The sequence below is a fragment of the Exiguobacterium sp. s125 genome (assembly GCF_018618605.1).
GTDB lineage: Bacteria > Bacillota > Bacilli > Exiguobacteriales > Exiguobacteriaceae > Exiguobacterium_A > Exiguobacterium_A oxidotolerans.
In genome coordinates this window covers 253,555-270,025 of sequence record NZ_JACSMI010000002.1, presented here as the reverse complement: position 1 = coordinate 270,025, position 16,471 = coordinate 253,555, and the positions used below count along the sequence as shown (strand labels likewise).

The following is a 16,471-nucleotide window of genomic DNA, read 5'->3' as shown; positions in this document are numbered from 1 at the left end:
CTCAGTACGCGTAGAGCGTCCGGATTTTATCTTCAATTTTTTCGCTTGAGATATTAAAGAATTTCTCCATCGTCGGTGCATATGGCATCGCCGGTACATCGGGTCCGCACAATCGTTCGACTGGTGCATCAAGATCGAACAATGCTTCTTCCGCGATGATCGCCGAGACTTCACTCATGACACTGCCTTCTTTATTATCTTCCGTCACGAGCAAGACTTTACCCGTTTTTTGTGCCGCTGCGACGACTGCCGCCCGGTCGATCGGATAGACGGTCCGAAGATCAAGGATATGGACGTCGATGCCGTCTTTTTCAAGACGTGCTGCTGCGTCAAGCGCCATTTGGACACAAAGTCCGTATGAGATGACGGTGACGTCTTCTCCGTCCCGTTTGACATCAGCTTTCCCGATTTCAACCGTGTAATCTTCTTCCGGAACTTCACCTTTTAACAACCGGTAGCCCCGTTTATGTTCAAAGAACAGCACAGGATCATTCGAGCGAATCGCAGCCTTCAATAACCCTTTGGCATCGTATGGGTTTGACGGAATGACGATTTTTAGACCCGGCGTCGAATTGAACATCGCTTCGACCGATTGTGAATGGTACAACGCACCATGAATGCCGCCGCCAAAGGGTGCGCGGATGACGATTGGACAAATCCAGTCATTGTTCGAACGGTACCGGATTTTTGCCGCTTCACTGACGATTTGGTTGACGGCCGGCATGATGAAGTCGGCGAACTGCATCTCAGCAATCGGACGCATGCCATACATGGCGGCTCCGATTCCAACACCTGCAATCGCACTCTCAGCGAGTGGTGCATCGATGACACGTTCTTCCCCGAACTGCTCGAGCAATCCTTGTGTCGCCCGGAATACTCCACCACGGACACCGACGTCTTCTCCTAAGATAAAGACGGAATCATCCCGTTCCATTTCTTCTTTGATTGCGCTATTGATGGCTTCAATTAAACTTAATGTCGTCATTTCGTTTCCTCCTCGTCGTACACGTAACGAAGTGCGTTTTCCGGTAAGTCATACGCCGCTGCTTCTGCATAAGCCGTCGCTTCTTCGACTTCACGTTCGAGCGTCGTCTCGATTTCTGTCGCTGACTCCTCCGTCAAGACACCCATATCAATCAATTTCGCACGGAAAATCTTGATGCCGTCACGTGTTTTCAGTTCTGCCAGTTCTTCTGCCGAACGGTATGATTTGTCATCATCGTCTGACGAGTGGGGGACAAGACGTTCAACTTCGACTTCGATTAACGTCGGACCTTCCCCACGAATGCCACGGTCACGTGCTTCCTTGACTGCTTTATAGACGGCGAGTGGATCAATCCCGTCAATCGTCACACCCGGCATGCCATAGCCGATTGCGCGGTCTGCGACATGTTTCGCTGACAATTGTTTCGAGAGGGGTGTTGAAATCGCATATTTATTGTTCTCACAGAATAGAATGACCGGTAATTTATGAATCCCGGCAAAGTTTGCTCCTTCGTGGAAATCCCCTTGGTTCGATGATCCTTCACCAAACGAAACGTACGCGACAAGTGGTTCCTTACGCATCTTCGCAGCCAGGGCGATCCCGACCGCATGCGGGACTTGTGTCGTGACAGGGCTTGATCCCGTGACGATGTTTAAAGCACGTGAGCCGTAGTGTCCCGGCATTTGACGTCCACCTGAGTTCGGATCTTCCGCTTTCGCGAACGCAGACAACATGATGTCACGCGATGTTTGACCGAAATGAAGGACGACCCCTAAATCACGGTAGTACGGTAAAATATAATCCGTTCCTTTTTCGAGTGCGAATGCCGCCCCGACTTGCGCCGCCTCTTGCCCTTGGCAAGAAACGAGGAACGGAATCTTACCGGCCCGGTTCAATTTCCACATCCGCTCATCGATTTTTCGTGCCCGTACCATCGTCTCAAACATCTGGATTGCATCCTGCTCCGTCAGTCCGAGCTCAACGAGTTCTTTAAATTCTATTTTTTCCATCCGTTATTCCTCCTTATGCGTGAACCGCTAATCCGTCAACTGCTAATGCTGCTTCACCGAATGCTTCTGACAGGGCCGGGTGCGGGTGAACGAGCTGCCCGACTTCCCATGCCGTCGCATTCAAGACAAGTGCCAGCCCGCCTTCGCTAATCAGTTCCGTCGCCTTTGGTCCGACGATATGGACGCCGACTAAATCGTCCGTTTTGGCATCAGAGACCAGCTTGATGAATCCGGCGGCTTCGCCTTCGATGCGTGCCTTACCGAGTCCGTTAAACGAAAACATCCCCGTTTTGACGTCCATTCCGGCATTTTTTGCTTCAGCTTCCGTCAGACCGACCGAAGCAGCTTCCGGTACACTGTAGATACAGCGTGGGACAAACGCGTAATTGAGTGGCGTCGTCGATCCATTGACGATTGCTTCGACCGCTTTTGCGCCTTCAGCAGATGCAACGTGTGCCAGTTGCAGACGTCCGATGACATCGCCAATCGCATAGATATGATTGTCTTTTGTCCGGAAATCATCATCGACTTGAATAAACCCGTTTTCGACGACGATGTTCGTATTCTCAAGCCCAATCCCTTCGACGTTCGCCATCCGTCCGATCGCGACAAGCAACTTGTCCGCCGCAAGCGTCGTGATGTCACCATTTCGATTGACGTCGATCGTCACACCGGACTCCGTCATCTTGAAGCTGTCACTTTGCGCAGCCGCGCTCGTCAAAATCTTGACTCCGCGTTTTTTCAACTGACGAGCGACTTCACGACTGACCGCCTGATCTTCAGTCGGTAAAATCCGGTCGCTGAACTCGACGACCGTGACATTGACATCAAAGTCCGTCAACATCGATGCCCATTCGATTCCGATGACCCCGCCGCCGATGATGACGATCGAGGCAGGTAACGCATTCATGTCGAGTGCTTCATCCGAGCTGAGGACATATTCGGAATCAAACGACAGACCGGCTAGCGGACGCGGGCGTGATCCTGTCGCGACAATCAATTGACGCGGTAAAATCAATTCCCCTTCCCCTTCTTCCGGTTCGACACTGATTGTCCCCGGCATCGGTGAAAAGATGCTTGGCCCAAGAATCGATCCCCGACCATGGAAGACTTCGATTTTGCCTTTTTTCATCAAATGTTGAATCCCGGATTCCAGTCCATCGATGATGTCTTGTTTCCGTTGTTTGACCTGTTCGAATCGTAAAAACGACTCCGGTACGTCGACGCCATATGTAGCGGCGTGTTTGACTGTCTGATAGACCGCTGCTGATTTCAAGAGTGCCTTTGAAGGGATACAGCCACGGTGTAAACAGGTTCCCCCGAGTTTTCCTTGTTCTACGATTGCGACCGTCTTGCCGGCTTGTGCAGCGCGAATTGCTGCGACATAACCGCCCGGTCCGCCACCTAAGACAACGACGTCGAATTCTCTAGCCATGTTGGTTCGCCTCCATATTCCTTAACTTCTTCTTCTCCACGTAACACGCGTATTACACCTTCCGCAAGTGCACGTAACTCATCTTCACCCGGAATCCGGATCACTTGTCCGAGGTGTGCGACGCGTTCTTCGATTGCACTCGTCAACCGGTCGCTGTATGCTAAGCCACCCGTTAAAATGATGGCATCGATTTGACCATATAAGACTGCACTTTGGGCAGCAATTTCTTTTGCAATCCGATAAGCCATCGCGTCGTACAGTAAGGCAGCCTTCTCGTCCCCGGCATCGATTCGACGTTCAATTTCGATTGCGTCAAATGTCCCTAGGTGCGCGACAAGTCCGCCTGACCCTACGACCAGACGCTTCATTTCCTCGAGTTTATACTTGGTACTATAACATAGTTCTATTAGTTGACCAACAGGAAGGGACCCACTTCGTTCCGGCGAAAATGAGCCTTCCCCGTCAAGACCATTATTGACATCGATGACCCGTCCGTCGAGATGTGCACCGACGGTAATCCCGCCCCCCATGTGTGCAACGATCAGACGCATTTCCTCATACGGCATCTCCGCTTGTTTCGCATATCGTTTCGCGACTGCTTTTTGATTCAAGGCATGAAAAATGCTTTTGCGTTCAAGTTCAGGTAATCCCGTAAGTCGGGCAATCGGCTCAAGTTCATCTACGACGACCGGATCGACGATGAACGATGGAATCGATAACGTGCGAGCGATTTCGTCTGCTAGTAGACCTCCGAGATTCGATGCATGGACCCCAAAAATGCCACTCAATAAATCTTCACGCATTTCCTGGTTGACGGCATACGTCCCACTGACGAGCGGACGAAGCAGGCCGCCGCGTCCAACAACCGCAGTAAGCGCTTTCAATTCAATCTTTTCTTGTGCCAATACATCCAACACCACTTGACGCCGTATTTCCAGCTGAGCGTGAAGCGGTCCTCCGACCGCTTCAGCTGGGTGGCGTAACGTCTTCGCAAACAACTGCTCCGTTCCTTCGAAGATTCCAATCTTCGTCGAAGTCGAGCCTGGATTGATCGTTAAAATACGTTCGCTCATCTGAATCCTCCTCTTATCCGCGTGACCCTAAGATATTTTTATCACGACGTAAGAATTGACTGCGTGCACTGCGCATCGTCGCAATCCGCTCTTCTGCCATTTTTTCAGCTGCACGATACGTCGGCAAGTGGTCACGTTTTGAAATCTCGATGACTTTTGCGACAGCGTCATACACAAGTTCAACTTTTTTCATTGCCCGGTCACGGTTGTATCCATCCAGTTCGTCCGCGACGTTGATGACACCACCTGCATTGATGACGAAGTCTGGCGCGTACAGAATACCGCGTTCTTCGAGCATGTCACCGTGGCGATCTTCTTTCAGCTGGTTGTTTGCCGCACCGGCGATGACTTTGACTTTCAGTTGAGGAATCGTTTCGTCGTTCAATGTTGCCCCAAGCGCACATGGTGCGAAGATATCGGCGTCAACGCTGTAAATTTCATCTGGTCCGACAATTAAAGCACCGAATGCTTCTTCCGCACGACGTAAGGCATCTTGATTGATGTCCGTGACGATTAATTTTGCTCCTTCTTCATGGAGATGACGGCAAAGATTGAATGCCACGTTCCCGACACCTTGGATGGCAATTGTTTTTCCACCAAGCGAATCTGTTCCGTAGACTTCTTTGGCTGCTGCTTTCATCCCACGGTAAACACCGTACGCTGTGACCGGTGACGGGTTTCCGCTTGAACCGAAGGCTGGACTGACACCTGTCACGAAATCTGTTTCCATGTGAATATAATCCATGTCAGCGACCGTCGTATTGACATCCTCCGCTGTGATGTAACGCCCGTTCAATGACTGGACATAACGGCCGAATGCACGGAACAAGGCTTCTGATTTTTGTGTTTTCGCATCACCGATGATGACGGCTTTCCCGCCACCGAGGTTTAGTCCCGCTGCTGCATTTTTATACGTCATCCCTTTTGATAAACGAAGAGCATCAACTAATGCTTCCTCGTCAGATGCATAGTTCCACATACGAAGACCGCCAAGCGCTGGACCGAGCGTCGTATCGTGGATGGCGATGATGGCTTTTAACCCCGAAACTTTATCATGACAGAACACGACTTGTTCATAATCTTCCATTTCCATTGTTTCAAAGATACTAAAGCGTGTTTCTACATTTGTTTCAACCATTTTAAGTTCCTCCTCAGATTGTTTGTTTGATTTTTTTCGTTTGTTGCGCATTAAGTAAAGCAAAGGCTAATGAATAGAGTTTCGCTTCTGCCGTATCTGCCCGACTTGTCAATACGACGGGTGCTTTCGCTCCAACTAAAATCGCCGCGACTGAAGCATGTGCGAAATACATCAGTGATTTATAAATGACGTTCCCGACTTCAATTTGTGGCACGACAAGAAGATCTGCTGCCCCCGCAACGTCACCTGTCAGTCCTTTTTGTTTGGCTGCGTCTAGATTGACGGCGTTATCAAGCGCAAGTGGTCCATCGACAAGACAATCCTTGATTTGACCGCGGCGGTTCATCTGTGTCAATAAGGCGGCGTCGATCGTCGCCTGCATTGTCGGATTAACGACCTCGACTGCTGCGAGGACGGCTACTTTCGGAAGTGTATAGCCGATTGCGCGAAGTGCCGATACCCCGTTTTCAATGATGTGGACCTTATCTTCAAGCGTCGGTGCGATATGGATTGCAGCGTCCGTCAAACCAATTGCCGATTCGCGACCTGCTACTTCAAACAATGCGACATGAGATAAGACGTTCCCCGAACGTAATCCCATCTCTTTGTTCAGAACGGCTTTCATGAACGTTGCTGTCGGAACAAGTCCTTTCATCAAGACGCTCGCATCCCCTTTACGTACAGCGTAAGCTGCACGTTCTGCTGCCTCTTGAGCAGTCGCAGTGTGTGTGATCACAAATTGCGACTCTGACAATCCACGCGCATGGATCATCTGTTGAATCCGGGTCGCATCCCCAAATAAATGAAAGCGAGCTAAATCATGTTCAATCGCAAGTGCGACGGCATCCATGACTTCTTCGTCATCCGCGGAAGCAATCGCAACGATTGAATCCTCAAGCTGAGCAGCTTGTTTTAGCATTTGATCAAACTTCACTTTGTTTCCCCCTAACCTGTCATTCAATTATTTAATAGCAATTTTCGTGCCAATATGAAAACGCTCTCTTTTCGGCATGAACCCTTTCTTAATTTTGCATTTAATTGCATTTAATGCAATATGTTGCACGCAAAAAACTGCAAATTATTGATAAATATTAAATCGTTCCACTTTATAATACAAAGCACGCAAGGAAATGCCGAGTTGTTTTGCGGCTTCTGTTTTATTGCCATCAAAAGCCTCGAGAGCTTCGCGAATCAAACGTTCCTCGACATAAGACATCTCGTCAGACAGATGCTTAATTTCTTTTTTAGGACGTTCAACTTGTTTTTTAGCGACCGGATAATCGAGCTGGAGGTGGCCTTTTCGTAAAACATCTTCCGTCTTGTCCGTAAAGATTAACGCACGACCGATGACATTCTCAAGCTCACGGACATTTCCTTTCCACTCCTGCTTTCGAATCACTTCCAGTGCATCTTCCGAAATCCGGGCGACGGACCGGCCATAACTTTGATTTAACTTCCGTAGCAAGTGCGTTGATAGCGGCAAAAGATCATCCGGGCGTTCACGCAAGGCTGGTATGTGAATCGGAAGTCGATTGATCCGGTAGTAAAGATCTTCGCGAAACTCACCGGTAATGATTTTTTGCTCCAGGTTCGCATTTGTCGCTGCAATGATTCTTACATCGACCGGTACCGATTTCGTCCCACCGACGCGAACGACTTCATTTTCTTGTAAGACCCGTAATAACTTCACTTGTACATCGAGCGGCAGTTCTCCAATTTCATCAAGAAAAAGTGATCCGCCATGCGCCTCTTCAAAATAACCACGCTTTCCACCACGGCGCGCTCCCGAGAACGCTCCTTCTTCATAACCAAACAGCTCACTCTCTAACAGACTTGGAGCGATTGCTGCACAGTTAACACGGACAAGCTGTTCGTATCGCCGCTCACTCGCAGCGTGAATCGCATGCGCAAACAATTCTTTGCCTGTTCCTGACTCTCCCCGAATCAAGACATTAACCGGCATCGTTGCAGCAAGCTTTGCTTGATCGACGACGAAACGCATCGCTTCACTTTCAGCGATGATATCGTCAAACGTATATTTCGCCTCGAGTGTCCGAATTTTTTGACGTGCCGCTTTCAATTCTTTCGCGAGCGCCTTCATTTCAGAAATATCACGAATGACACCAACCGACCCCCGAACTTGCCCATCCACGACGACCGGTTCCGCATTGACGATGATATCACGTCGATCGTGACCAATCTTCATCCGCGCATCACGAACACTTTCACCCGTCTCAAGGACGCGCAGGTGAACCGACTCCTGCATCCCGATGTCAGCGCTTGCTGGTTTACCGATGACGTCCTGTCCACTGTACCCCGTCATTCGTGTATAGGCCGGATTGATTAACATCGTTTGACCGTCTTGATCGGCAACCGAAATTGCCTCACTTGTACAATGGATGATGGCTTCAAGCATTCGTTCTTTTTCCGTCAGCCGTTCAATCAGAACACGTACGAATTCCCCCGGCAGAACGGCTGCTTCGGGAAAGAATTGAATCAACTGTTCGAATACGCCACGTTTTCCCGTCGCATCGATGATGAAGTCGACCGTCGTTCCTTCAAAGGCCGTCCAAGATGTCTCAACACGAATTTCTCCGCGTCTTGCCAGCTGAAGACCTGGTGCTTGTTCATTTGAATCAACGACTCCGATGACCGTCAAGAGCGGTGAACGTTGGAAGGCATGTAGCACTTCCGTCCCGCCTTGTCCGGCACCAACAATCAGAAGATGGTGCATCGTTATTCCCCCTTTGAAACTGCTTACATCTTTATCCTACCTATAATAAAACAAGAGGGCAAACCCGATTCGCAGTCTTACCTGATTTTTGATACAATACGCTTGGAAAGGGGTCACTTCTATGCGAATCATCGGACTACTAACTTTATTGATTCCTGGCATCATTGGAGCCATCGGAATCAAACTTATGCGTGACAGTGTCTTTTTAATTGCCCAGTTCCCGTTTGCATACCTTGGGGACTCGGCCTATGTATATGTTTTACAGGGGGTTGTCGGACTCGCCTTAGCGATGGGTGGGATTGGTTTTGTCGCAGGGTATGTTTTTTATCGTGATAAGAAACGTGGAAAAGTCTCCGAACGGTATCAAAAAAAGTGAACACAGAAAAAGGTCCCCATCTCTTGAACTCATTTCAAGCGCGGGACCTTTTACTCATATAAAGTTGGATTCACGTACGGATGAACTCCTCTCATAGTAGAACTATTCGTGTACTTCAATACCATAGGTTGTCCTCTTAATGAAGAGGTTGAAAGAAATCAGATCTGGCTATCGAGCGATCGATAGAATGGTGATACTACTCCATTATCTGACTGTACTTGGACCTAGGTGAAGCTTAATGTCATCCGCTTCGAGCAGTAACACTTTCGGTTGCTAACAATCACTGCTAGACAACACTCCTTTTCACGAACTGTACTTGTATCTCGGACATTTACGTTACCTTCCACTTTCCCCTTGCTTTGAAATCATGGAAGTCCCTATCACTTCGAGATTCTCATCTAGAAATGATACGAAAGGTCTTGATAAAACATCTATCAAGAGAATGTTGTCCATCATTCTTGAGCTATTTACAGGTAGCGTCCTGAGATGAGGCTTGTAGAATGGGTTCTCCGGAAACCGATTCGACTCGACGTTCATCTGACGTCTTTCCAAATGATTTGGTACCTTTATTATAACAAACATTTCAGTTTATGCAATATTTTTTTGTTGAATATTCTAATAAATATAAATAATTTCTTTTATTACTTCGTCACTCGCGCCTCTCACATCTCCCCCTCTTCGTTCTCACGGACGAGCTATCAGCTTTACAAGGTACTCTTTCTAGCAAAAATCATTTTGATTCACAGTAAAAACCACTCGATCTCACGGATCGAGTGGTTAATTTCAAGACGGTTTCATATAATTTGAGACGTACGAGATGAACTCCGAGTTTTTCGGACTCTTTTCTTGCTCAATCCGTCCTGTGAACAAGGTATGATCACTCATCCCTTCTTTCCAGGCCGATTTGATGGCATGGCGCATCGCCCGTTCCACACGGGAAGATGTCGTTTTATGGGTGCGGGCAATCGTCGGATATAACTCTTTTGTGATTAATCCGAGCAGTTCTTCACGTTCTAAAACGAGCCCAACCGCATCTTTTAAATAAGTAAATCCTTTAATATGCGGCGCAATCCCGACTTCTCGTAAAACGGTCGCTATTTTCGAATCCATCGTTTCCGGTTGAATCGTTGGATTATTGTTCGTCACAAGGCGAATTTTGTTGACTAACTGATTCATGCTGAACGGTTTCAACAAGAAATAAGCAGCACCTAACGTCACTGCCTGTTGTGATACCTCATCTTTACCGAAGGCACTCAACATGATGACAGCCGGATTATTTTTTTGTTTCATCAATTCTTCGAGGACCCCTAATCCATCCAGGTGCGGCATGATGATGTCTAGCAACAACACATCGGTCTCGACTTCTTTTAATTTCTCAAGACACTTCTCCCCATCATATGCGACACATACGACTTCCATATCCTCTTGAGTAGCGAGATGCTGGCGAATCAATTCGACCATCTCTCGGTTGTCATCTGCGATCCCGACTCTAATCAATCCTTACACCCCATTTTTAAGCGATTCCTTCATACTCATTGCTTGGTCCATCAATTCTTCCGCATGACGAAGCGTCAAGTCCGTCATATGTGTTCCGGAAATCATCCGTCCAAGCTCATTTCCACGGTCTGCTTCCGTCAATACGTTGACCTGTGTCGTCGTCCGGTCCGTCTCTTCGACTTTACGAATATAGAGATGCTGATCCGCCATCGAGGCGACTTGCGGCAAGTGTGTAATACAGAGCACTTGTCCTTCAATCGATAGACGATAGATTTTCTCCGCCATTGCTTGCGCGACCCGTCCCGATACCCCCGTATCGACTTCATCAAAAATAATTGATGCGACGCCGAGCGAACGCGAGAAGATTGACTTGAGTCCGAGCATGATCCGAGATAGCTCCCCTCCGGAAGCGACTTTCCCGAGCGATTTAAACGGTTCACCCGCATTGGTCATGATATAAAATTCAATTTGATCGATTCCATTTTTTCGTAAGGCCGGCGTTTTTCCATCTTGCATGAACCGAATTTCGAACCGTGCTTTTTCCATGTAGAGTTCACGCAGTTCTAAATGAATCGCCTCGCCAAGCAACTGTGCCGCTTTTCGGCGTGCCTTCGATAGCTTATTGCCAATCTCAAACAGCTCACTTTCAAGCAACTCGACTTCTGCCTTTAGCTTTTCAATGCGTTCATCACGATTCGTCATCGTATCAAGCTCAATCCCAATTTTTTCACCATAGGCGATGACTTCCTCGATTGTCGCACCATATTTCCGCTTCAGCTGTTGGAAAACAGATAAACGCTGTTCAATTTCGTCTAACCGGTTCGAATCAAACTCTAATGTCTCAAGTTGATCACGAATCGCGTACCCGACTTCTTCAAGACCGTAAAAAGCGCTCGCGATGGCATCACTTTGATTCGCGAACTGATCATCGATGCTCGATGCTTGTTGAAGCTCCCGCATCGCATCCCCAACTGAATCAATCCCGCGCATTTCATCATGAAGTGCATCGTAGGCGGCTTTTAACGAATCGTGCAGCTTTTCGAAGTTCGCGAGTCGGTTCCGTTCACCCAACAGTTCATCTTCTTCTCCTTGACGAAGGTTCGCACTCGTGATTTCTTCTGTCTGAAATGATAATAAATCAATCCGTTGGGCAAGTTCCTGCTCACTCTGTGCCAGTGATTGTAATGCTATCCGTTTTTCCTCGTACAGCCCGAACTTTTTTTGATACTCGTGCAGACGCGGGGAAATCGTCTCATGACCAAAATCATCAAGAATCGATTGGTGGTACATATTTTCCATCAAGTGTTGGTGTTCATGTTGACCATGGAGGTCCACGAGCACACGACCGAACTCACGTAAAATCGTCAGCGTGACGAGCTTATTATTGACACGACAAACACTTTTACCAGAAGCAAATAAGTCTCGGCGTAAAATGATGGATCCATCTTCGACGTCGATGCCATATTCCTCAGCTAATGTGTAGACCATATGCCCGTCCTCAATCATGAACAGTCCTTCGAGTTCCGCCTTATCTTCGCCGTAACGAACAAATTCAGCAGAACCCCGTCCGCCAATCAATAAACCGATTGCATCGAGGACGATGGATTTACCAGCACCCGTTTCTCCAGTCAAGACAGTCATTCCTTTTTTGAAATGAATCTGCAGCTGGTCAATGATCGCGAATTGTTTGATCGATAATTCAGCTAACATCTTGTCAACTCCTTAAAGCATCCCTAAAATTCGTTCCGTCACTTCTTTTGCTGTATCTTCACTTCGAGCAATCATTAAAATCGTATCATCGCCACAAACCGTCCCGAGCAGTTCCGACCAGCCTAAGTGATCGAGTAGGACACCGATTGCATTGGCGTTACCCGGTAAGACATGCATGACAATCAAATTTTGAGCAAAATCAATCGAAATAAAGCTATCACCTAGTAAACGGCGTAATTTCCCTAATGGATTAAAACGCTGATCGGCAGGCAAACTATACTTATAACGGCCATCGTTTAACGGCACCTTTACAAGATGTAGCTCCTTAATGTCTCGCGATACAGTCGCTTGCGTCACTTTGTATCCAGCATTCCGAAGTTCTTCGACCAATTCATCTTGAGTCTCGATTTCAGATTGCGTAATGATTTCCCGAATCTTAATCAACCGTTGCCCCTTTGTCATCCTTGCACCTCGCTATATTCTTCGCTGTTACTATTGTAATCCAATAAATCATGAAAAGTCCACGTTTGCCATTTTTCGTACGGGTCGAAAAAAGAAGCAGACTCCAACATGACGAAGTCTGCTTCCATGATAGTTTTCTTTTTTTACAACGCTTGATGTGCCAGACGAACCGTATCCGCTGGGTCAACGATTGTTTCCATGCCGGGTGTTGTCAGCTGCGCATGTAAGAGAAACTCGATATTTCCTTCACCACCTGTAATCGGTGAAAAATCAAGTTGCTTCACATGGAACCCTTCACGAATGAAGAATTCGACCATCTCCTCAAGAACTCGTCCGTGAACACGTTCATCCCGAACGATTCCTTTTTTCCCGACATCGTCCCGTCCCGCTTCAAACTGTGGTTTGACGAGGGCAATGACGTCGCCCTCCTCAGCTAAAATCGTTTTCAGTGGTGGAATGATGAGACGAAGTGAAATAAAGGAGACATCGATTGTCGCGAAACTTGGCTGAACGGGAAACATGTCTCGTGTCGCATGACGGAAATTCGTTTTCTCCATCGCCGTCACACGAGGATCTGACCGAAGTTTCCAATCGAGTTGATTTGATCCAACATCGAGGGCGTACATATGTGCCGCACCATTTTGAAGGGCACAGTCCGTAAAACCACCTGTTGATGAACCGATATCGAGCCCTGTCCGGTCCGTCACGTCGATGTCAAAGACCTCAAGTGCCTTCTCCATCTTAAAACCACCGCGCCCGACGTATGGCATCACTTGTCCTTTAACGGCCAAGTCGATGTCGGACTTCACTTTTTCTCCTGCCTTCTCTAATCGTTCCGTTCCACTGAAGACGAGCCCGGCCATGATCGTCCGCTTCGCTTTTTCACGTGTTTCGCATAAACCGCGCTCGACGAGTAACACGTCGAGGCGGATTTTTTTAACATTTTCCATTAATCGTTACACACTCTGTTTCTTTCCTTGATTGACAAAAGCACGTACTTCTTCCGCGATTTGTCCAGGCAATAATCCGATTTCTTCAAGTAGCTCGTTGACGCCACCGTGCTCGATATACCAATCTGGAATACCGAATCGTTTGACGCGCGGGAACGCTTCCTGCTCATTCGCATGTTCAAGAACTGCAGAACCGAAGCCGCCTTTTAAGACTGCTTCCTCCAGCGTGACGAGTGGAATACCTTCCGCATACAGTGCATCCAACATCTTCCCGTCGAGTGGCTTGATTGTCCGCGCATTGATGACACGAACAGACAGTTCTCCCTCGAGCAGATCTGCGATTTTCAACGCATCTTGGACTTGTGGTCCGAATGCCATGATTGCAACATCCGTTCCTTCACGTTCGACTTCCCATGTATCGAGCGAAATTTCGTGTAACGTCTCATCCATCGTTACACCGATTCCTTCCCCTCTTGGGAAACGGACAGCAATTGGTCCTTCATACTTCACAGCCGAATAAAGTAAATGTTGCAGTTCGTTCTCGTCTTTCGCCATGACGATCCGGATATTCGGAACGTGGCGCATGAACGCGATATCGAAGACGCCTTGGTGTGTTTCTCCGTCTGCTCCGACAAGACCTGACCGGTCAATCGTAAACGTCACGTCAAGATTTTGACGCGCGACATCGTGGACGAGTTGATCGTAAGCTCGCTGGAAGAAGGTCGAATAAATGGAAACGACGGGTTTCATCCCTTGCGTCGCTTGACCCGCCGCGAACGTGACGGCATGTTGTTCCGCAATCCCGACATCAAACATTCGGTTTGGGAACTCCTTCTCAAAGCAATCGAGTTTTGAACCGACGCTCATTGCCGGTGTAATCAATGTTAATTTTTCATCATCTCGTGCCATCTTCGTCAACGTATTCGCGACCGTGAATGAATAACTCGGCGCTTTCGATTTACCTTTGATGACTTCACCAGACTCCATCTTGTATGGTCCGAGACCGTGCCAGGTTCCAACTCCATCATATTCAGCTGGGCGATACCCTTTTCCTTTTTTCGTGATGACATGAAGCAGGACCGGACCTTGCTCTTTTTTGACGTAATTCAACTGTTCAATCAAATCCGTCAAGTCATGTCCATCGACTGGACCGTAGTAGTTAAAACCGAGTTCTTCAAAGAACATTCCTGGAACAAGTGCGCCTTTGACGGCTTCTTTTAGTTTTTCACTACCTTTTTCAAGACTTCCACCGATCAGCGGGATTTTCTTGATTAATGTCTCAAGTTCATCTTGCGCATAACGGACTTTACGTGAAGAACGAATACGACCTAACATCTGATGCATCGCACCGACGTTCGGTGCAATCGACATCTCGTTATCATTAAGGATGACGATGACATTTTGTTGTTCCGCACCGATGTGGTTTAAAGCTTCAAGTGCCATTCCACCAGTCAATGCACCATCTCCGATGATCGCAATCGCGCGGTCGTCATTTCCTTTTAACTCGTTTGAGACGGCAATACCCATCGCTGCCGACAACGAGGTCGAACTATGCCCAGTTTCCCAGACGTCATGAATGCTTTCATTTCGTTTCGGGAATCCGCATAATCCTTTGTGTTTGCGTAACGTATCAAACTGTCCCGCACGTCCCGTCAAGATTTTATGCACGTATGCCTGGTGACCGACATCCCAAACAAATTTATCGTTCGGACTATCAAATTCTCGGTGAAGTGCTAATGTCAATTCGACGACACCTAGATTCGGTGCTAAGTGACCACCCGTCGTAGCCAATTCTTCAATCAAAAAGCGTCGGATGTCGCCTGCGAACACATCGAGTTCTGAGACTGACATACGCTTTAAAAATGACGGATCCTGTATTTCTGTCAACTTCATACCTTACCGCCTCTTTTCCTTACATTCTTATATCGTTTGTACCCTACATTGTACTAGAACAATCTAATGAACGCCACATAACTGGCACATAAAAAAGACGACGCCAGGCGTCGTCGATCTCAATGGTCACGCTTGACGACGAAGTCGAGCAAGTCCTTAAGTGTCGTCGCTTCGACCGATAACGCATCAATCGCTTCCTCAGCAGCTTGTACTTGTGCCGCAAGAGCCGTCTTCGCACCCTCTAGACCAAGTAGTTTCGGATAGGTCGCTTTGTCGTTTCCTTCGTCACTCCCGACCGGCTTACCAATCTTTTCAGCATCTCCCGTTACATCTAAAATATCATCTTGAATTTGGAAGGCGATTCCAAGATGACGTCCGTAACGTTGTAAGTGGACTACATCATCTTCGTTTGCTCCAGCAAGAATTCCTCCTGCCTCAACAGCAAACACGAGTAATGCCCCCGTCTTGCGCCGATGAATCGATTCAAGAGCCTCGACGTCATCAATGCCACCACGTTCACCGAGCATATCGTCAAGCTGTCCACCGACCATCCCGGCCGCTCCAGCTGCCATGGCGAGACGCTCGAGCAATTGAATCTTGACGTCTGCCGACGCGTCCGTCTCGAGTAAACAGGTAAAGGCATTCGTCAACAACGCATCGCCTGCTAAAATCGCTGTTGCTTCGTCAAACTCGATATGGTTCGTCTTACGCCCACGACGCATGTCATCATCGTCCATTGCTGGTAAATCGTCATGGATTAAAGAATATGTATGAATCATCTCAAGCGCTGCTGCCGTCGCGTCCCCTGTTGTCCGCGAGACACCGTATGCATCAAGGACAGCATAAATCAACGCCGGGCGGACACGCTTCCCTCCAGCATCGAGTGAATAGCGCATCGAAGCACGTAATTGTTCTGGTGCATCGAGTCGGGTCATAAATGATTCGAGCGCACGCTCGACTTGAGCTTTCCATTCCATCAAGGCAATCATTGTGCTCCCCCTTTTTCACGTAACGTTCCATCTTGTTCCAAGATTAAATCGAGTTTCTTTTCAGCTGTCGATAGTTTCCCCTGGCAAAGAGCAGTCAGTTTTACACCTTCCTCATACAACGTCATCGCTTGCTCAAGTGGGGCTTCCCCTTCTTCAAGCAATTCGACGATTTCTTCTAAGCGTTCTAACGCCGCTTCAAATGATTGTTCCGTGTCCATC

15 protein-coding genes are annotated in these 16,471 nt (G+C 48.0%); 1 reads left to right on the top strand and 14 read right to left on the bottom strand.

What is annotated here, in order from left to right; translation table 11 throughout:
• Position 1: 1 nt before the first annotated feature.
• The 7 genes from KNQ05_RS09040 to KNQ05_RS09010 all read right to left on the bottom strand — a co-directional run bounded on the left by KNQ05_RS09040 (position 2) and on the right by KNQ05_RS09010 (position 8,375).
• Positions 2 to 985, bottom strand: a complete 984-nt coding sequence (locus tag KNQ05_RS09040; protein ID WP_088836623.1) for an alpha-ketoacid dehydrogenase subunit beta — start codon at positions 983 to 985, stop codon at positions 2 to 4.
• Positions 982 to 1,995 (bottom strand): thiamine pyrophosphate-dependent dehydrogenase E1 component subunit alpha, encoded by a 1,014-nt coding sequence (locus KNQ05_RS09035; protein ID WP_029333083.1) that lies wholly within the window; start codon positions 1,993 to 1,995, stop codon positions 982 to 984. Before KNQ05_RS09035 ends, KNQ05_RS09040 begins: the two co-directional genes overlap by 4 nt.
• Positions 1,996 to 2,008: 13 nt before the next feature.
• Positions 2,009 to 3,430: a dihydrolipoyl dehydrogenase gene (gene lpdA, locus KNQ05_RS09030; RefSeq protein WP_214805190.1), complete on the bottom strand. Its 1,422-nt coding sequence runs from the start codon at positions 3,428 to 3,430 to the stop codon at positions 2,009 to 2,011.
• Positions 3,400 to 4,503 carry a butyrate kinase gene (gene buk / locus KNQ05_RS09025; protein ID WP_214805189.1) on the bottom strand — a complete coding sequence of 368 codons (1,104 nt, stop codon included), beginning with the start codon at positions 4,501 to 4,503 and terminating at the stop codon, positions 3,400 to 3,402. The genes lpdA and buk overlap by 31 nt, the downstream gene beginning before the upstream one ends.
• A gap of 13 nt (positions 4,504 to 4,516) precedes the next feature.
• Positions 4,517 to 5,641, bottom strand: a complete 1,125-nt coding sequence (locus KNQ05_RS09020; RefSeq protein WP_088836620.1) for a Leu/Phe/Val dehydrogenase — start codon at positions 5,639 to 5,641, stop codon at positions 4,517 to 4,519.
• Between the two features lie 13 nt (positions 5,642 to 5,654).
• The gene (gene yqiS / locus KNQ05_RS09015; protein WP_088836619.1) at positions 5,655 to 6,575 is read right to left on the bottom strand and encodes a phosphate butyryltransferase; all 921 of its coding nucleotides are present in this window, start codon (positions 6,573 to 6,575) and stop codon (positions 5,655 to 5,657) included.
• 144 nt (positions 6,576 to 6,719) lie between these two features.
• Complete coding sequence (locus tag KNQ05_RS09010; protein WP_214765375.1) at positions 6,720 to 8,375, bottom strand: sigma-54 interaction domain-containing protein; 1,656 nt, start codon at positions 8,373 to 8,375, stop codon at positions 6,720 to 6,722.
• 121 nt (positions 8,376 to 8,496) lie between these two features.
• On the opposite strand from KNQ05_RS09010, the gene KNQ05_RS09005 reads away from it, so the two are divergent.
• Complete coding sequence (locus KNQ05_RS09005; protein ID WP_029333078.1) at positions 8,497 to 8,751, top strand: DUF2627 family protein; 255 nt, start codon at positions 8,497 to 8,499, stop codon at positions 8,749 to 8,751.
• A gap of 783 nt (positions 8,752 to 9,534) precedes the next feature.
• On the opposite strand, the gene spo0A is transcribed toward KNQ05_RS09005, so the two are convergent.
• From spo0A to KNQ05_RS08970, 7 genes are all read right to left on the bottom strand, one after another.
• Positions 9,535 to 10,248, bottom strand: a complete 714-nt coding sequence (gene spo0A / locus KNQ05_RS09000; protein ID WP_029333077.1) for a sporulation transcription factor Spo0A — start codon at positions 10,246 to 10,248, stop codon at positions 9,535 to 9,537.
• A gap of 3 nt (positions 10,249 to 10,251) precedes the next feature.
• Positions 10,252 to 11,958 (bottom strand): DNA repair protein RecN, encoded by a 1,707-nt coding sequence (gene recN / locus KNQ05_RS08995; RefSeq protein ID WP_088836616.1) that lies wholly within the window; start codon positions 11,956 to 11,958, stop codon positions 10,252 to 10,254.
• 12 nt (positions 11,959 to 11,970) lie between these two features.
• Positions 11,971 to 12,420 (bottom strand): transcriptional regulator AhrC/ArgR, encoded by a 450-nt coding sequence (ahrC, locus tag KNQ05_RS08990; protein ID WP_088836615.1) that lies wholly within the window; start codon positions 12,418 to 12,420, stop codon positions 11,971 to 11,973.
• 143 nt (positions 12,421 to 12,563) lie between these two features.
• Positions 12,564 to 13,370: a TlyA family RNA methyltransferase gene (locus tag KNQ05_RS08985; protein ID WP_088836614.1), complete on the bottom strand. Its 807-nt coding sequence runs from the start codon at positions 13,368 to 13,370 to the stop codon at positions 12,564 to 12,566.
• Between the two features lie 6 nt (positions 13,371 to 13,376).
• The gene (gene dxs / locus KNQ05_RS08980) at positions 13,377 to 15,263 is read right to left on the bottom strand and encodes a 1-deoxy-D-xylulose-5-phosphate synthase (protein ID WP_029333073.1); all 1,887 of its coding nucleotides are present in this window, start codon (positions 15,261 to 15,263) and stop codon (positions 13,377 to 13,379) included.
• A gap of 119 nt (positions 15,264 to 15,382) precedes the next feature.
• Positions 15,383 to 16,252, bottom strand: coding sequence for a polyprenyl synthetase family protein (locus KNQ05_RS08975; RefSeq protein WP_088836613.1), 870 nt, complete (start codon positions 16,250 to 16,252; stop codon positions 15,383 to 15,385).
• The gene (locus KNQ05_RS08970) at positions 16,249 to 16,470 is read right to left on the bottom strand and encodes an exodeoxyribonuclease VII small subunit (RefSeq protein WP_029333071.1); all 222 of its coding nucleotides are present in this window, start codon (positions 16,468 to 16,470) and stop codon (positions 16,249 to 16,251) included. Before KNQ05_RS08970 ends, KNQ05_RS08975 begins: the two co-directional genes overlap by 4 nt.
• Position 16,471 lies beyond the last annotated feature (1 nt).